General features: G+C 71.2%; 15 protein-coding genes and 1 tRNA gene. 7 read left to right on the forward strand and 9 right to left on the reverse strand.

What is annotated here, in order from left to right; all coding sequences use genetic code 11:
• From CCN39_RS50345 to CCN39_RS34570, 3 genes are all read right to left on the reverse strand, one after another.
• Positions 1 to 438 (reverse strand): L,D-transpeptidase (locus CCN39_RS50345; protein ID WP_158104573.1); only part of this gene is annotated, 438 nt, incomplete at its 3' end.
• Between the two features lie 103 nt (positions 439 to 541).
• A complete protein-coding gene (locus CCN39_RS34565; RefSeq protein WP_086849206.1) occupies positions 542 to 3,523 on the reverse strand; it encodes a PQQ-dependent sugar dehydrogenase in 2,982 nt (993 codons plus the stop codon).
• A gap of 109 nt (positions 3,524 to 3,632) precedes the next feature.
• Positions 3,633 to 4,295, reverse strand: a complete 663-nt coding sequence (locus CCN39_RS34570; RefSeq protein WP_086849207.1) for a L,D-transpeptidase — start codon at positions 4,293 to 4,295, stop codon at positions 3,633 to 3,635.
• 217 nt (positions 4,296 to 4,512) lie between these two features.
• Between CCN39_RS34570 and CCN39_RS34575 the strand changes: the two genes are divergently transcribed.
• Positions 4,513 to 5,010: a hypothetical protein gene (locus CCN39_RS34575; protein WP_086849209.1), complete on the forward strand. Its 498-nt coding sequence runs from the start codon at positions 4,513 to 4,515 to the stop codon at positions 5,008 to 5,010.
• On the opposite strand, the gene CCN39_RS34580 is transcribed toward CCN39_RS34575, so the two are convergent.
• Positions 5,000 to 5,890: a serine/threonine-protein kinase gene (locus CCN39_RS34580; protein WP_086849211.1), complete on the reverse strand. Its 891-nt coding sequence runs from the start codon at positions 5,888 to 5,890 to the stop codon at positions 5,000 to 5,002. The genes CCN39_RS34575 and CCN39_RS34580 overlap by 11 nt on opposite strands.
• Positions 5,891 to 5,898: 8 nt before the next feature.
• A complete protein-coding gene (locus tag CCN39_RS34585) occupies positions 5,899 to 7,593 on the reverse strand; it encodes an HsdM family class I SAM-dependent methyltransferase (RefSeq protein WP_086849213.1) in 1,695 nt (564 codons plus the stop codon).
• 78 nt (positions 7,594 to 7,671) lie between these two features.
• Here CCN39_RS34585 and CCN39_RS34590 point away from each other — a divergent pair, with 78 nt between their 5' ends.
• From CCN39_RS34590 to CCN39_RS34615, 6 genes are all read left to right on the forward strand, one after another.
• Complete coding sequence (locus CCN39_RS34590; RefSeq protein WP_208630508.1) at positions 7,672 to 8,415, forward strand: PP2C family protein-serine/threonine phosphatase; 744 nt, start codon at positions 7,672 to 7,674, stop codon at positions 8,413 to 8,415.
• A gap of 44 nt (positions 8,416 to 8,459) precedes the next feature.
• A tRNA-Ser gene (locus CCN39_RS34595) sits at positions 8,460 to 8,544 on the forward strand.
• Between the two features lie 520 nt (positions 8,545 to 9,064).
• On the forward strand, positions 9,065 to 9,325 hold the full coding sequence (locus tag CCN39_RS34600) for a hypothetical protein (RefSeq protein WP_003056176.1): 261 nt from the start codon (positions 9,065 to 9,067) through the stop codon (positions 9,323 to 9,325).
• A 4-nt stretch (positions 9,326 to 9,329) separates the two neighbouring features.
• Positions 9,330 to 9,575, forward strand: a complete 246-nt coding sequence (locus CCN39_RS34605) for a hypothetical protein (RefSeq protein ID WP_086849216.1) — start codon at positions 9,330 to 9,332, stop codon at positions 9,573 to 9,575.
• Between the two features lie 35 nt (positions 9,576 to 9,610).
• Positions 9,611 to 12,343 carry an FtsK/SpoIIIE domain-containing protein gene (locus CCN39_RS34610; protein WP_086849217.1) on the forward strand — a complete coding sequence of 911 codons (2,733 nt, stop codon included), beginning with the start codon at positions 9,611 to 9,613 and terminating at the stop codon, positions 12,341 to 12,343.
• Positions 12,340 to 12,744 carry a hypothetical protein gene (locus CCN39_RS34615; RefSeq protein ID WP_086849219.1) on the forward strand — a complete coding sequence of 135 codons (405 nt, stop codon included), beginning with the start codon at positions 12,340 to 12,342 and terminating at the stop codon, positions 12,742 to 12,744. The genes CCN39_RS34610 and CCN39_RS34615 overlap by 4 nt, the downstream gene beginning before the upstream one ends.
• On the opposite strand, the gene CCN39_RS34620 is transcribed toward CCN39_RS34615, so the two are convergent.
• The 4 genes from CCN39_RS34620 to CCN39_RS34635 all read right to left on the reverse strand — a co-directional run.
• Positions 12,741 to 13,154 carry a YbaB/EbfC family nucleoid-associated protein gene (locus tag CCN39_RS34620; protein WP_086849227.1) on the reverse strand — a complete coding sequence of 138 codons (414 nt, stop codon included), beginning with the start codon at positions 13,152 to 13,154 and terminating at the stop codon, positions 12,741 to 12,743. The genes CCN39_RS34615 and CCN39_RS34620 overlap by 4 nt on opposite strands.
• The gene (locus tag CCN39_RS34625; RefSeq protein ID WP_086849221.1) at positions 13,151 to 13,474 is read right to left on the reverse strand and encodes a hypothetical protein; all 324 of its coding nucleotides are present in this window, start codon (positions 13,472 to 13,474) and stop codon (positions 13,151 to 13,153) included. Before CCN39_RS34625 ends, CCN39_RS34620 begins: the two co-directional genes overlap by 4 nt.
• A complete protein-coding gene (locus CCN39_RS34630) occupies positions 13,474 to 14,043 on the reverse strand; it encodes a hypothetical protein (protein WP_244211129.1) in 570 nt (189 codons plus the stop codon). The genes CCN39_RS34625 and CCN39_RS34630 overlap by 1 nt, the downstream gene beginning before the upstream one ends.
• Positions 14,043 to 14,972: hypothetical protein (locus CCN39_RS34635; RefSeq protein ID WP_086849225.1), on the reverse strand; the 930-nt coding region annotated here is incomplete at its 5' end. The genes CCN39_RS34630 and CCN39_RS34635, both read right to left, overlap by 1 nt.

Below are 14,972 nucleotides of genomic sequence, written 5' to 3' on the forward strand. Positions count from 1 at the left end.
GAACACCGAGTTCGGCATCGGCGCACCGTCGAACTCGGTGCTGAGGTGCAGCTTTTCCTTGTACTCCACCCGCCACTTGCCCACCGGGGTCGGGGCGTCCTTCTTGCCGGGCAGCATCTTCACCGGGCCGTACACGATCTTTCCTTCGTCGAGCAGCCAAGCCTGCTTGCCCGAAAGGGACACACACGCCTTCGCCGTGATCGTGCACGGAACCCCGGCCGCCATCACCGGCTTCGCCTTGGCCGGTTTCGACGCCGGAGCCGTCGCCGGAGCCGTCGCCGGTTCCGACGCCGGGGCTGCCGCGGGCGCGGACGTGCCCGAAGGAGTGGACGACGGCGTGTCCGCCGCCAGCCGGACGTCCGCCGTTCCGCCCGCCGAACAGGCGGTCAGCACCACCCCGATGGCCAAAGTGGACAGAGCAGCCAGAACGCGCCGCACGCGCATGTGATCCCCCAGAAGTTCGTGTTCCCCTGCTTTCTGCCACCCAAGACGTGCGGTGGTGGCCGGAGGTTGAGCGGGCGGGAAAAATCTTCGTGGCGGATCACCAGCGGTACTCCCGGGCGCCGGCGGAGGTGTAGGTGATGTAGCCGCCTTCGAAGTCGCTGCGGTATCCCCCGGCCGTCAGGTACTCGTCCGACTTCGGGTAACGCAGGTAGGAGTACTCCCACCCGAGCGCCGCCCAGCGCTTCCGGATCTCGCCCTTCACCACGTGGGCGCCGGTGGCCGTCGTGTAGTAGATCGAGCCGCCCTTGGTGAAGTGGTTGTAGCGGCCGCGGCCGTCCGGCGTGGCGAGCTCGTCGGTCGCCGGGTAACCGAGCCCACGCTCGTAGTCCAGGGCCGCCCACTTCTTCCGGATCTCGCCGTTGATCGCGCGCGCACCCGTCGCCGCCGTGTAGTAGATCGACCCGACCGTGCCGCCCTTGGCGAAGTGGTTGTAGCGCGCGACACCGTCCGGCGTCCCCAATTCGTCCGTCGTCGGGTAGCCGAGCCCACGCTCGTAGTCGAGCGCGGCCCACTTCTTCCGGATCTCACCGGCGATCGCGTGCCCACCCGTCGCCACCGTGTAGTAGATCGACCCGACGTCGCCGCCCTTGAGGAAGTGGTTGTACCGCGCGACACCGTCCGGCGTCGCCAGCTCGTCGGTCGTCGGATAACCCACGCCACGCTCGTAGTCCAGGGCCGCCCACCGCTTCCGGATCTCGCCGGTGACGAGGTGCGCGCCCGTCGCGGCCGTGGCGTAGATCGAACCCACGGTGCCGTTGGCGACGAAGTGGTTGTACTGGGCCACGCCGTCCGGAGTGGTGGCCGTGTCGGACGTCGGCGGCCCGAGCAGGGCGTGCCCGCCCAAGGCGAGGTACTTGTCCAGCACTGGGCCGGTGACGTACCGGGTGCCGGTCCCGGCGCTCCAGTACAGCCGGCCGCTCGCGTACACGCGGTAGTGGACCGGGCCGTCGGTGATCTCGGCCGATGTCGGCGCGCCGAGTTTCACCCGCAACGCCGCGTCGGCGGCATAGCGCTGGTCGATCGGGGTCGCGTAGTTCGCCGTCAGCGTCAGGTCGGCCGAGCCCACGGTGACGATCCACGTGGTGTCCGCCGGACCTCCCTGCCAGCCGGTGAACTTCGAGGCGCCGTCGATGGCCAGCGGGGCGGCCTCGACGTCGAAGGAAGCGCCTTCGGTGACCATCGCCGTGCTGACCCCGCCCGCCACCGGGATGCTCAGCTCCGCGGGCTGGGTGCCGCGCAAGGTGATCCGGTGCTGCCGCGGCATCGCCGTGTACGTCTTGGCCGCGGTGACCCCCGCGCTGTCGGTCACCGTCGCGGTGAATTCCATTCGGGAGTCCGGGTGCGCGGTGAACGGCTGCGAGAAGCTCGACCCGGTCCCGCCGGTGCCCGGGTGCGAGTGGCACGTCGCTTCGCTCGGGCAGTGCCGCACCGCGGTGGTCCAGGTGATCGGCAGCGCACCGTCCTCGGCGTCGGTCGCGGTGGCGCTCACGGAAACCGGCTGGTTCACCGCGAACGTCGTGGTCCCGGGCGAGGTCAGGGTGAGCATCGGAGTGCGGTTGCCGGGCGCGACGACGATGGCGGCCTCGCCGCTGAGCCCCAGCGGGTCCCGGACGCGCAGCTTCGCGGTGAACGACGCGGTGCCCGCCGCGTAGGTGTGCGAGACCTTCGGGCCGGCGTCGGCCGCGGTGGTCCCGTCCCCGAAGTCCCAGTCGTACGCGAGCGTGTCGTTGTCGTAGTCGACCGACGCCGAGCCGTCGAACGACACCGTGCGGGTGTCCGGGTTCGTCGACGTCGTCGCCTTGGCCACGGGCGCGGTGTTGCCGGCCGAATAGCTGAGGCGGCGCAGGTTCCCGGACAGGATGTCGGCGTAGACGATGTCGCCGTTCGGTGCCGCCGCGAACTTCACCGGACCGCCGATACCGGTGAAGACCGGCGGGTTCTCCGGGGCCTGGCTGAGCTTGCCCTGGCCGTCGTACCGCAGCGTCCAGATCTTGTTCGACACGTAGTCGCCGAAGAAGTACGACCCGCGGTAGGCCGCCGGGTAGCCGGCTCCACTGTAGACGATGCCGCCGGTGACGCTGTTGCCGTTCATCGGCCCGGTGCCGTGCGTGTACTCGTGGATGGGCGGCTGGTTCGGCACGCCGGCGCAGCCCGCGAGGCCGCTGTAGCCCGGCGTCGGGTGGCTGCCCTCCCAGCACGGCCAGCCCTGGTTGGCGCCGCGCTGGACGACGTCGACCTCTTCCCAGTTGCTCCAGCCGACGTCGCCGGCCACCGGCAGGCCGAGGTTCGGGTCGATGCTGAAGCGGAACGGGTTGCGGAAGCCGCGCGCGAACACCTTGCTCGCGGTCGAGCCCGGGTCGGCGGGGTCGTAGTACGGGTTGCCGGGGACACCCTGGCCCGAGGCGGTCAGGTGGAAGATCTTGCCGTACGGCTGGTTGACGTCGAGGGCGCGCAGCGCGCCCGGGTCCATCATCCGGTAGTCACTGCTGTCGCCGACGGACAGCCACAGCGTCCCGTCCGCGTCCGCGATGACGGAGTCGATGCCGTGGACGGTGTAGTTGCCCGGCACCTCGAACAGCGGCTGCTCGCCGGTCAGGCCGGCCGGCGCGCCCGCCGCGTCCACGGTCACCGTGAAGCGCGACAGCCGCATGGCGAAGCCGCCGGCGGTGTCGATCGACCGCGTGAGGTAGATGGCCCGCGACGTCGCGTAGCCGGGCGAGACGGCCAGCCCGACGAGACCGAGGTCGTCATCGGCTCGGACGGGCAGCGTCGCGATCGTCCGGCCGGCGCCGGTGCCCGGCAGCCAGCGGACGTCGCCGCTCTTGCCGATGGCCAGGACGGACGTGTCCGGCAGGTACGCGAAGTCCGTCAGCTCGTACGGCCCCAGGCCGGTGCCGGTGTCCCGGAGGACGAACCCCGGTGGGAGCGTCGCCGCCGTCGCCACCCCCGGTGACACGACGGAGAGCGACGCTCCCACCAGGACCGCCGTCAGCAGCAGGCGAAGTGTGCGCATGGCCATCCGGCCCCCTTCCCTTGATCTTTTTGTCGCAAGATCAAGGGGGCCGGTTGCAGCAATCCGGATTACTTCACCAGAACGTGACCTACGCCACGTGACGGAACGTAGTGGATTACGGGACGACCTGCACGACGTCGCCGATGTGCAGCGTGTTGAAGAACTTCAGGGACGCGGCCGGCGACAGGTGGATGCAGCCGTGCGAGTACACCGAGAGGCTGCCCGTGTGGAAGGCGTCGCCCGGGTAGAAGAAGACCGAGTTCGGCATCTCCGCGTTGTCGAATTCCTTCGACAGGTGCATCTTCTCCTTCGACAGCACGCGGAACGTGCCGGTCGGGGTCTCGTAGCCCTTGCGGCCCGGCAGCATCGGCACCGGTCCGTAGACGACCTTGCCGCCCTGCAGGATCCACGCCTTGTGCGCGGAGATGTCGACGCAGGCGGCGGTGCCCGCGGCCGCGGCCGCGGCCGCGCACGGGACGCCGGGGTCCGGCGCGGGCTTCGGCGTCGGCTTCGGGGTCGGCTTGGGCTTCGGCTTGGCCGAGGTGCTGGTCGGCGTCGGCTTCGTGGACGACGGGGTGGGCGTCGACGTCGGCGTCGTCTCGGTGGTGGTCGGCGCGGCGGTGGTGCTGGACGTCGTCGTCGGTGTCCCGCCACCGGTGCCCGCCGCGGCGACGGCCCCGCCGCCCGCGTTCGAGCCGCCGGCCGAGCCCCCGCCGGAGCACGCGGCCAGCACGAACGCGGTGGCCAGCGCGGCCGCTCCCGCCAGAAGCCTCTTCACGATCCGGTACCCCCAGCTGTTTCGATCATCGCGTTTGGACACCGGTAAAGACGGCGGTCACCCGTTCGAGGTTCGTCGGCGAAGGTCACGATTTGGGCAGCCGCGGTCAACCCGGGGGTGGAGGCCGGAATCCACCCGGAACCGATCCGCGGGCCGACGAATCCGCGCCACCCGGCGCCGAAGCTGGGGAGACCTTCGAATCCAGGGGAGCTCCGAAATGTCCAGCGTCCTGCTCTACGCGGCCATCGCCGCCCTCGTCCTGTACAAGGTCGTCTACCAGCAGGTCCGCGGCACGCTGCTCAACCGCCGGACGCTGGTCACGATGCCGCTGCTGCTCACGGCGGTGGGCGGGTACCTGACGCTGAAAGCGCTGCCCGGCGCGTCCGCGGCCGAGCTGGGCCTGCTCGCCGCCGACCTGCTGCTGCTCGCCGGGCTCGGCGTGCTGCGCAGCACCACGACCACGCTCACCGAGCGAGACGGCACGACGTTCCAGAAGGGGTCGGCCGTCACGATCGGGCTGTGGGTGCTGACGGTCGCGGTCCGGATCGGCGTGGTCGCGCTGGGTACCGCGCTCGGTGTCACCGGCCCGCTGACCTCGGCGTCGATCGCGCTCAGCCTCGGTGTGAGCATCGCGGTGCAGAACGCGACGACCTTCCGGCGCATCCAGCGCCTCGGGCTGCCGCTCGCCGGGCAGCGGCCGGCGGTCAGCCGTTGACGCGGCCCAGCATCCGGGCGTACATCCGGCCCGGGCTGGGCACCGACGGCGGCACCAGGAACCCCGGCAGCGGTGGCAGCCCGCCGACGAACGCGCCGAGCCGCTCGTACAGCACGGCGGCGCCGGCCGGGCGGGCTTCCGGATCCTTCGCCAGGACCTCGGCGAGCAGCACGTTCACCGGTTTCGGGACGCCCGGCACCGGCGGCGGCAGCTCCTTGACCTGCCGCTCGAACACCGCGTACGCGGTCGGCCCGTCGAAGAGCCGCCGCCCGGTGAGCATCTCGTGCAGCACGCAGCCCAGCGCGTAGAGGTCGCTGCGCGGTTCGGCGCCACCGCGCTGGATCTGCTCGGGCGCCATGTACGACGGCGTCCCCAGCAGCTGCCCGGCCCGCGTGAACTGCGCCGCGTCGGCTTCGCGGAGCACGGCCAGCCCGAAGTCCATCACCTTCACGCCGCCGTCGGGCCCGAGCATCAGGTTGGACGGCTTGAGGTCGCGGTGGCAGACGGCGAGCGCGTGCGCCGCGGTCAGCACCGCGCACGCCTGCGCCGCGATCGCCGCGGCCCACGGCACCGGCAGCGGCCCGTGCTCGGCCAGCAGATCGGCCACGGTCACGCCGTCGACGAACTGCATGACCTGGAACAACCGGTCGTCGTGGGTGCCGTAGTCGTACAGCGTCGGGACGCCGGGGTGGTCGAGCGTCGCCAGGATCCGGGCCTCGCGCGCGAAGCGGGCTTCCAGCTCTTCGTCGCGGCCCGGCAGCCTGAGCAGCTTGATCGCCACGCGGCGGCCCAGCCTGCGGTCGAACCCGCCGTGCACCGCGCCCATCCCGCCGCGGCCGAGTGGCAGCTCGTCGAGCTCGTAGCGGTCGGCGATCAGCATCCGTTCCCCTAGTGGCCCGGCGCGAGCCGTCCTTCGACAAGTCCTGCGAAGCCTAGCCGGACCAGCTCACGGCCCGTTTCCGCCGCCTCGCGCAGGACGGTGTCGAACTCGGCGAGCTGCCGGAACACCCCGCCGTACTCCCGCTGGACGGCGATCGGCAGCCGCGGGATCCGCACGCGCCTGCCGTCGATCCGGGTGGACGCCGACGCGGCGGGCAGGTCGGCCGCGCGCAGGCAACCGGCCAGGAAGTTCGCGTCCAGCCGCTCCGCGTCGACGCGGTACACGGTGAGCCCGGCGCCCACCGGCCGCGGCGGTCCACTGTGGACGTACGCGATGCCGGTCACCGACGCGACGACGTCGCCCGCTTCGGCCAGCGGGTGTTCGGCGTCCGCGCGCACCGGCGCGTACCGGACGTCGACGACGCCGGCCTTGACCAGCTCGCCGATGGTCGTGAACACCGGCTCGGCATCCATCGCGACGAGCGGCGGCAGCTGCGGGGTCAGCTCGGCGAACCTGGCTCGCACGGCTTGGAAAGCCGTGCCCGGGTCCTCGTCCCTGGTGCGGCGGCGGGCCGGCGTCAGGTCGACGTCGTCGTCGAGCAGGTCGATGATCCGGACGCCGGATTCCGGGTGCGCGCCGAACTCCTGCCACATTTCTTCCACTGTGGACAGTTCCTCGCCCGCTTCGCCGAGCAGCACGGTGGACGGCGCGCGCTCACCGGGCGCCGGCCGCCGCAGCAGCCAGAGATCGGGGCCCGCCGGCGCCAGCGTGACGACCGCGCGGACGGCGCCCGCGCGCAGCAGGTTGCCGCGGATGCGCTTGCCGCTGCGTCGCCCGGCCGCCGCGCCCGGCATCAGGATCGCCACCGTGCCGCCGGGTTCGACGTGCGCGAGGCAGTGCTGCACCCAGGCGAGCTCGGGTTCGCCGCGCGGGGGCAGGCCGTACTCCCAGCGCGCGTCGCCGATCAGTTCGTCGTGCCCCCAGGCCCGTTCGTTGAACGGCGGGTCGCACAGCACCGCTTCGGCCGTGCGGCCGGCGAAGGCGTCTTCGCGCAGCGCGTCGACCGCGTGGACCTCGGCCTCGATGCCGCGCAACCGCAGCCGCAGCGCCGCGATCGACGCCGTCATCGGGTCGCTGTCCTGGGCCAGCACGGTTTTCGCGCCGCTGGCCAGCGCGAGCGCGCCGAAGCCGCACGCGGGGTCGAGGATCGTCGACGCCGGGCCGGCGAGGCGGGCCATCAGCTCGGCGACCGGTTCCGGCGTCGCCGACAACCGGCGCGAATGCGCCTCGAAGTACCGGCGGCACACCAGTTCGAACGCCTCGATCGGCCCCGCCTGGTGCGTCAGCTCGCTGAGCAGGGTGAGCAGTTCCGGGTCGTCGAGCCGGCTGTCGAAGGTGTCGAAGAGGCCGGCCTGGAAGGCGAAGAAGCCGCCCGCGCGGCTGACGCGCTCGGCGAGGTCGAGGTCGTCGCCGAGGGCGCGCAGGCGCTGCCACGCGCGTTCGCCGGCGCTCAGCTCGAACTTCTTGCCGCGGGCGCGGAACCAGCCGGCGACGGCGGAGAGGCCGAACAGCGGGCTCGACGCCGTGCCACCGACCGGCGGCGGGAAGTCCGGGTAGCGGCGGCGCCAGTTGCTGACCGCGGCCCGCCCCACCCCGGCGAGCCGTGCGATGTCGGCCGCGCTGACCGTGGCATCGTCGTCCATGGCGAGGACTCTATCGGAGGATGCTCCATTCAGCCGTGGCGCTTGTGAACTCAGTCAACCAATGCTTTCATGGGGGACATGACACACGATCGGTACGTCCTGCGGTACGCCGCCGGGTCGGACGTCGGGAAGCGTCGCCGGATCAACGAGGACGCGGTGTACGCGAGTTCCCGGCTGCTCGCCGTCGCCGACGGCATCGGCGGCCAGCCGCACGGCGAGGTCGCCAGCGCGACGGCGGTGGACGTGCTGCGCGAACTCGAGGTCGACCTGCGACGGCTCGATCTGACGAACGTGGACCTGGTGGCGACGCTGGCCGGCGTGGTCAAGTCGATCGCCGAGCGGCTGCACGAAGTGGCGTCGCAGGAGCCGACGACCGAAGGCATGGGCACCACGCTGACGACCCTGCTGTTCGACGGCGTCGAGTTCGCGGCGGCCCACATCGGCGACTCCCGCGGCTACCTCCTGCGCGAAGGCGGCCTGCGCCGGCTGACCCGCGACCACACGTTGGTCCAGGCCCTGGTCGAGGACGGCCGCGTCGCCGCGGAGGACGCGGAGTCGCACCCCCGTCGTTCACTGCTGATGAAAGCGCTTCAGACGGCGGGCTCGGGCGACCCGGACATCTGGACGTTCAAGGCCAAGCCGGGCGACCGCTACCTGCTCTGTTCGGACGGCCTGAGCGGCCCGGTCCCCGAAGCGAAGTTGCGCGACGTCCTGGACGCGGGCACCGAGCCGGCCGAGGTGATCCCGGAGCTGATCCGCCTGGCCAACGAAGCCGGCGGCCCGGACAACATCACCTGCGTGGTCGCCGACGTCACGGCCTGACCCACCTTCACGGGCGGCGGAGACCATCCGGTATCGTCTCCTGCGGAGGATTGGCCGAGCGGCCTAAGGCGCACGCTTGGAAAGCGTGTTGGGTTCACGCCCTCGCAGGTTCGAATCCTGTATCCTCCGCCGTTTGATCAGGCGAACGCCGGGTCGGCCTTTCACGGGCCACCCGGCGTTTCGTCGTCTCGGCTCCCTTACCTCCCACGGCTTGCGCGACCCACCCTCGGTATGCCTCGGGCACAGTTGTGCGGCACTTTCGGCCCACCGGAACGTGAAATGCCTTCGGTGCTGCGGATTTCTCCGCCTGTACGCGGAGTTACGAACAGGGCTGACCGCAGGCCGTTACTCCGGTCGCGCTAGTCTCACCAGCACCTCGCCCGCCCCTGTCGAGAAAGGCCAGCAGTGGCACGAAAACCGCTCTGACCTGGGGTAGCGCTGGCCAGCGACTTCAGTGTGCGGTACTGGTGGCGGGACAACCCCCGCACAGACCGTGATCGGCCCGGCCCCGGACGTTACACGTCCGGGGCCTTGCTGATTCCGGGCCCGCGATCACTCGGCAAAGTCTGATGATCACGCTGAGTCGCTGGATCTGTTTCAATGGAATCCGTCCCCGTACGACCACCAGAATTCGAGGAGTAGAGGCCCGATGGCCGGAGTCGAAGAGATCCGCGCTGGCATCGCGCTCGCCAACGAGAAGGCGTCCGCGAGCATCGCCGCCCTGCAGCAGGCAGCGCAGTCTCTCGAAGAAGCCCAGCAGTCGCTCGCACAGGCGACGCAGGGGAGCAGCCAGCACGAAGTGAGCCAGGCGCACGGACTCCTGGCGGAAGCCCTGCAAGGCATCAACGGCTTGCAGAGCACCGTCCAGGCAAGCATTTCCTCCGCCGACTCCTACTCGGCGCGTCTCTAGCCGGATGACGCTCGCCGAACTCCACCAGCTGCTCACCGCTGCCGTGACCGGGCTCGCCGACGCGCGCGCCCACTCCGAACGGGCCACAAGCCTGCTCGGGGAAGCCCGGCAAGCTCTCGTGGATGCCCAGGCCAAGGCCGATCCCTGGCTTCCTTTGCAGTACGCACAGGCCGGCGAGGGGCTGGACCAGCTCCTCGTCCGCCTGCACGCCGCCGAAGATCTGGTGAGCGGATACCGGTCGCGCCTGTAATCCTTTCGTGGGGACACTTTTTCTTGGGGACGCCGATGGCCAACAAGTCAGCCGAGCAACGCAACCGGGTCGAAACCGCGCTCGACCGGGTCCGCCACCAGATCGGACTGGTGCTGGGCGCGGCGGCCGGGGCGCGCCAAGCCGCGGAAGCCGACCTCGCCAAGCTCCGGCTGGAGCAGGACATCGTCAAGGTCGGCATGAACCACGCCAGTGCCGAGCAGCAGAACGAGTGGTCTCGCCACCCCGCCGCGCACGAAGTGTTCGCCGCGCTCGGGAGTGTGCGAAGCGCTTTCTACACCGACTGGAGCCAGGGGCCCGCCACGCTGCGGGAGCTGGTCGCGCAGAACGCACCCGGCCCGGCCGGGCTGCCGCCGGGCGACTGGCTCGGCACGGTCGGGCACAACCCGGGGCTGACTTCGCCCGGGCTGTGGCGTGTCGGCTCCGCGACCGCCGCGGGCGGGGACGCGACCCGCACGTTCGACGTCGCCGTCCCGCTGCTCGACGAGTCGCACCTGGCGATCACGTCGGCGCCGAAGACCCGGCCGGTGATCGACGGCATCGTGCAGAACCTGCTGGTGCGCGTGCTCTCGACGTTCGAGCCCGGCGCGGTGCGCGTGCACCTGTGGGACATCGGGCAGCTGACCGCGATCCTGCCCGACCTCTACCCGCTCAGCCACACCAGCGCGCTCTCGCTGTACGACCCCGGCCGGCTGGAGGACCTCCTCGACGAGCTGGCCGGCCACATCCGCCGCATCCACGCCAGCTGCATGTCCGCCGGATTCACGTCGCTGCGGGAAATGCGGAAGAACAACGAGCAGCGGGGCGAGCCGTTCCGCATCGTCGTGCTCTACGGCAACGGCGAGACGCTCGAGCCCGAACGCGCCCGCGACCTCAAGCGCGTCGCCAGCGGCGCGCTGGCCGCCGGCATCTGCCTGATCATGATCGACGTGCCGACCGCGGTGAGTGCCCCCGTCGAGACGCTGAGCCTGCTCGACGACAAGCACGCGATCAGCAGCATGACCGGCACCGACCTGGTCGTCGACCTCGATTCCGCGATGCCCTCCGCGCAGGTCATCCGCGCCATCGACACGATCGCCAAGGCGCTGATCGCCAAGCAGGGCGGCCCGCGGTCGTTCGACGACCTCCTGCCGACGGAGCTGGGCCAGGAGAACTCGGCGCGCGAACTGCGGGCCCCGGTCGGGTTCTTCGAAGGCGAGCCGGTCGAGGTCGTGATCGGCGACGCGAGCCCGCACGCCCTGATCGGCGGTCCGTCCGGTTCGGGCAAGACGAACTTCCTGTACGCCCTGCTCGGCAGCCTCGCGGCGCGGTACACCCCGGCCGAGCTGGCGCTGTACCTGCTGGACTTCAAGGAAGGCGTCTCGTTCGCCGGGCTGGCGCCGGGCCGCAAGGACGCGAGCTGGCTGCCGCACGCGCGGCTCGTCGGCGTCAACGTCAACACCGACCGCGAGTTCGGCCTGGCGCTGCTGCGGTTCCTGGCCGACGAGCTGCGCCGCCGGTCCGCGGCCGCGAAGGAACACGAGGTCACGAACCTGGCCGACCTGCGCGAAGCCGATCCGGGCGGGCACTGGCCGCGGATCGTCGCGGTGATCGACGAGTTCCAGTACCTGTTCGCCGGCCGCGACCAGGTGACCGCGACGGCGACGCAGCTGCTGGAGGACATCGCGCGGCGCGGCCGGTCGCAGGGCATCCACCTGGTGCTGGCCAGCCAGGACGTCGCCGGCATCGAGGCGTTCTGGGGCAAGCCGGCGGTGTTCGAGCAGTGCACGCTGCGGATCGCGATGCCGAAGGCGCGGCGCGTGCTGGCCGAGACGAACAACGCGGCTGTGTCGGCGCCGAAGTGGCACGCGGTGATCAACCACGACTCCGGCGTCGCGCACGGCAACCAGCTGGCCCACATCCCGGACGCGAGCAGCAAGAACGTGTTCGTCCGGCTGCAGCACCGGCTGTGGGAGGCGTACGCGGGCCACTTCCCGCGGCCGCGCCTGTTCGACGGCGCGCACCAGCCGGTCCTGGAACGGTTCCCGGCGTACCTGGACCTCAAGCCCAACTCGAAGCCGCGGGCCCTGCTCGGCCAGTCGATCGACGTGACCGAGACGGCGTGCGGCGTCGACCTGCCCCGGGCGCCGGGCCGCAACGTCGCGGTGCTCGGCTCGGCGACCGCCGAGGCACTGTCCATCATGGACTCCTCGGCGCGGTCGCTGTCCCGGCAGTACGAACAGGGCGAAGTCGAGTTCATCTTGCACTGTCCGATCGAGGCGTGCGCCGACGCGGCGATGGAGCTGGCCTCACGGCTGCGTGACGTCGACCACCACGCTGCGACGCTGGTGGACGACCTGACGGGCGTCCTGGAGTCGATGACCGGCTCGATGTCCGGCGGTGCGAAGGTGCTGCTGCTGTACGGCGTCGACGCGGCGTTGCCCGCGCTGGAAGCCAAAGCGGTCGGCCAGTTGAAGAGCGGCCTCGACCACCTGCGGGTGGTGCTCAAACAGGGGCCGGGCCACGGCATCCACACGATCGGCTGGTGGCGCAGCATCGCCCGGCTCAAGGACACGCTGGGCTTCGGCGGCACCGACGACATCGGCACGTGGGCCGCGCTCGACGTCCAGGGCAACGAGCTGTCCCCGTTCGCGGCGGGCCAGGTCGTGCACTGGTCACCACGTCCGGGCCGCGCGTTGTTCTTCGACCGCACGACGCACGGCGCACCCGAAGTGATCATCCCGTTCCAGCGTCCGGAGAACGCGCAATGACCGACGACGCCACCGCGGCCATGCGGTACAAGGAAATCATCGCCCTCTCCCGGGGGTCGGCGGAGAACCTGCGCGAGTGGGAACTGGCCCGGGCGGAGGCCTTGGAGTCGGAGATCGAGGCGGCCTCGGCCGCGATCGAAGTGGCAACCGACCGCGAAGCAAGGGCGGCCGAGCGCGCGACACGCTGGTGGAAGATGGCGCTGCACAACATCCAGGGCCTGCCGTGGCTCGACCCGGGCGACAACCCACGCCCGGTCCCCACGGCGCGCGCGGCCTACCTCGAGCGGTACCTCGAGGAAGTCAAGCCGAGTTACCAGGAGCTGGTGCAGGCGGTGCTGGCGCTGGGGTGGCGGGCCAAGCGGGCGGCCGCGAAGCGGAGCGAGCAGCCGCCGCCGGCCTAGACGTCGAAGACGGTGTCGTAGGGATCGTCGTCGTCCGCGGGGACCGGCCTGCGCGACGGCGGCGGTTGGCGGGGCCACTCGGCCGGCCGCGGTGGCACGGCTGGTTGTGGCACCCCGGCCGGTTGCGGCATCTCGGCCGGCCGTCCCCCGGCGGCGACCGCCTCCCGGATGGCCGCGGTGATGGTCCGGCTCAGCGTGCCGGCGTCGAACCGCATGGCTTCGGGCGCGAGCCGCACCTCGCTGACGACCCCACCGGGCCCGGCGAGCACCGTGACAGACCGATCCGGCGAGACGACGGTCGTGTGGTCGCTTCCGGCGATGCCGGCGAGGAGGCGCTGATTCTCGGCCTTGCGGTCTTCGATCTGCCTGAGCTGCCAGCGCATTTCCTCGATGAGCTGTGCGGTGTTCATGGCCTCCCCCGCCACGGTCCGGGATTCGGTGCGTAGACGAATTCGTAGTACTTCGTGAACCGGTGGTCGGCCATGAGGTAGCCGCGACTCCAGGCGAGGGCGGCCAGCTCCTGTGGAGACAGCGAGGTCTCGATCTTCGAGAGGTACGCGACCCGGCACCCGTTCAGCATGGAGGCGACCCGGTTCAGCTGAGCCTCTCGCGGACGTCGTGAACGCGAGAACCGGATGATCGACACAGTCAGGCCCGCGGTGATCAACCCGCCGCACAGCACGAAGCCGACGACGGACCCGATCGTGGAGGCCGCTGCGTTGGCATCCATCAGTCCACCGGTCCGGCTCGAAGGCTCCACGCCACCCTCGCCGTCGCTTCGGCGATCGCCGGCCACGCGTCTTCCGACTCCGCGACGACGGACAGGATCACCACGGACCGGCCGTCCGGCAGGGGGATCTGGTACTCCGCCTTGATCTGGGTGCGCACGTCCCGCTCGGGCAGGTGGAACTCGCCACCGCTGATCGCCACGACGGCCGGGCCGATCGGGAGCCGGACCGGCTGCACCACCGCGCGCTTGTGCCGGCCGCGGTACTCCTCGGCCATCGCCGCGACGAGGGCGTCCCGGCTGCCGGGCGCGGTTTCCGGCCAGTGCGCCACGCCGAGTGTCAAAGTGGCCACGTCACCCTTCCGCGGGCCGACGGCGAACTTGCCGAACACCCGGATGCCGTTGGCCTGCATGGTCGGCACCAGCGCCATCAGGTAGCTGCCGAACTGTTCGACGCTCGTGCCGGAGGCCACGTTTTCGGCCACCATCCAGGCGTGCCCGCGGTTGAGCCGGTCGTCGCTGCCCACCGGCATGCCCGAGAACCCGGGCGGCAGGTCGATTTCCAGAGGCATCAGTTCCACACCTCGTCTTCCGCCCGCGCACGCCGGCGCTCCGGCGCGCTGTCGGCCTGCACGCCGGCATCGGCCGCGTTCCAGAACGCCACCCCGGCCCAGGAGACCCCGGCCGCGGCCCATTGCTCGGCGTTCTTCGGTACCCAGTAGTTCTTGAAGTCGTCCAGCGGGCTTTCGAACTTGTCGCCCCCGACGACTTCGCCGATCTCCTGCTCACGGAGGAGGCCGTAGGCCGTCCCCTTGACCACCCAGTCCGGGACACCCGGGGCGAGGCCGATCAGCGTGGTCGCGACGCCTGCCGCATCGAATACCAGGGTCTCGGGCGCCACGTCGGCCCCCGCCAGTGCGGCTACCCCGTGCCCGGTCAACGCGGCGAACCCCAGCTCGGCGGCCACCGCGCCGACGACCGTCCCGGCCGGATCCGGCAGGAAGTCACCCACCACGCCGAGGACGTTCCCCAGGTCGCCGACCACATCGGAGACCTTGGAGAGCACCTCGGCGTGGTCCTGGACGAAGTTCCACGCCTCGTCGACGCCGTCCGCGAGGGTGTTCGACAGGTCGGCCAGCGCCCCGCCGACAGCGTCACCCAGCTTGTCGAGGAGGTCCGGCTCGTCCGGGGCCGCCTCCTTCGCCGTCCGCAGCTGTTCGGCCACCCGGGCCGCGGCGTCCGTGTGCTCCTGCTGGAGCTGCTTCGCCGCGTCTTGGACGTTCTGGCAGCCGTCGACGGCGGCCTGCAGCTGCTGACCGGCGTTGTCCAGCAGGCGCTGCGCGATCTGCAGGGACTGCTGGTCCGGGAACGTCCGGTTGGCCAGCGCGAGGTCCGGGTTCGCCCGCGCCTGCTCGGCCGCCCGGGCCGCCGCTTCCGCGCGGGCGATCTGCAGGGACTGCTGGTCCGGGAACGTCCGGTTGGCCAGCGCGAGGTCCGGGTT

It is taken from the genome of Amycolatopsis kentuckyensis (genome assembly GCF_002155975.1).
In the GTDB taxonomy this organism is placed as follows: Bacteria; Actinomycetota; Actinomycetes; order Mycobacteriales; family Pseudonocardiaceae; genus Amycolatopsis; species Amycolatopsis kentuckyensis.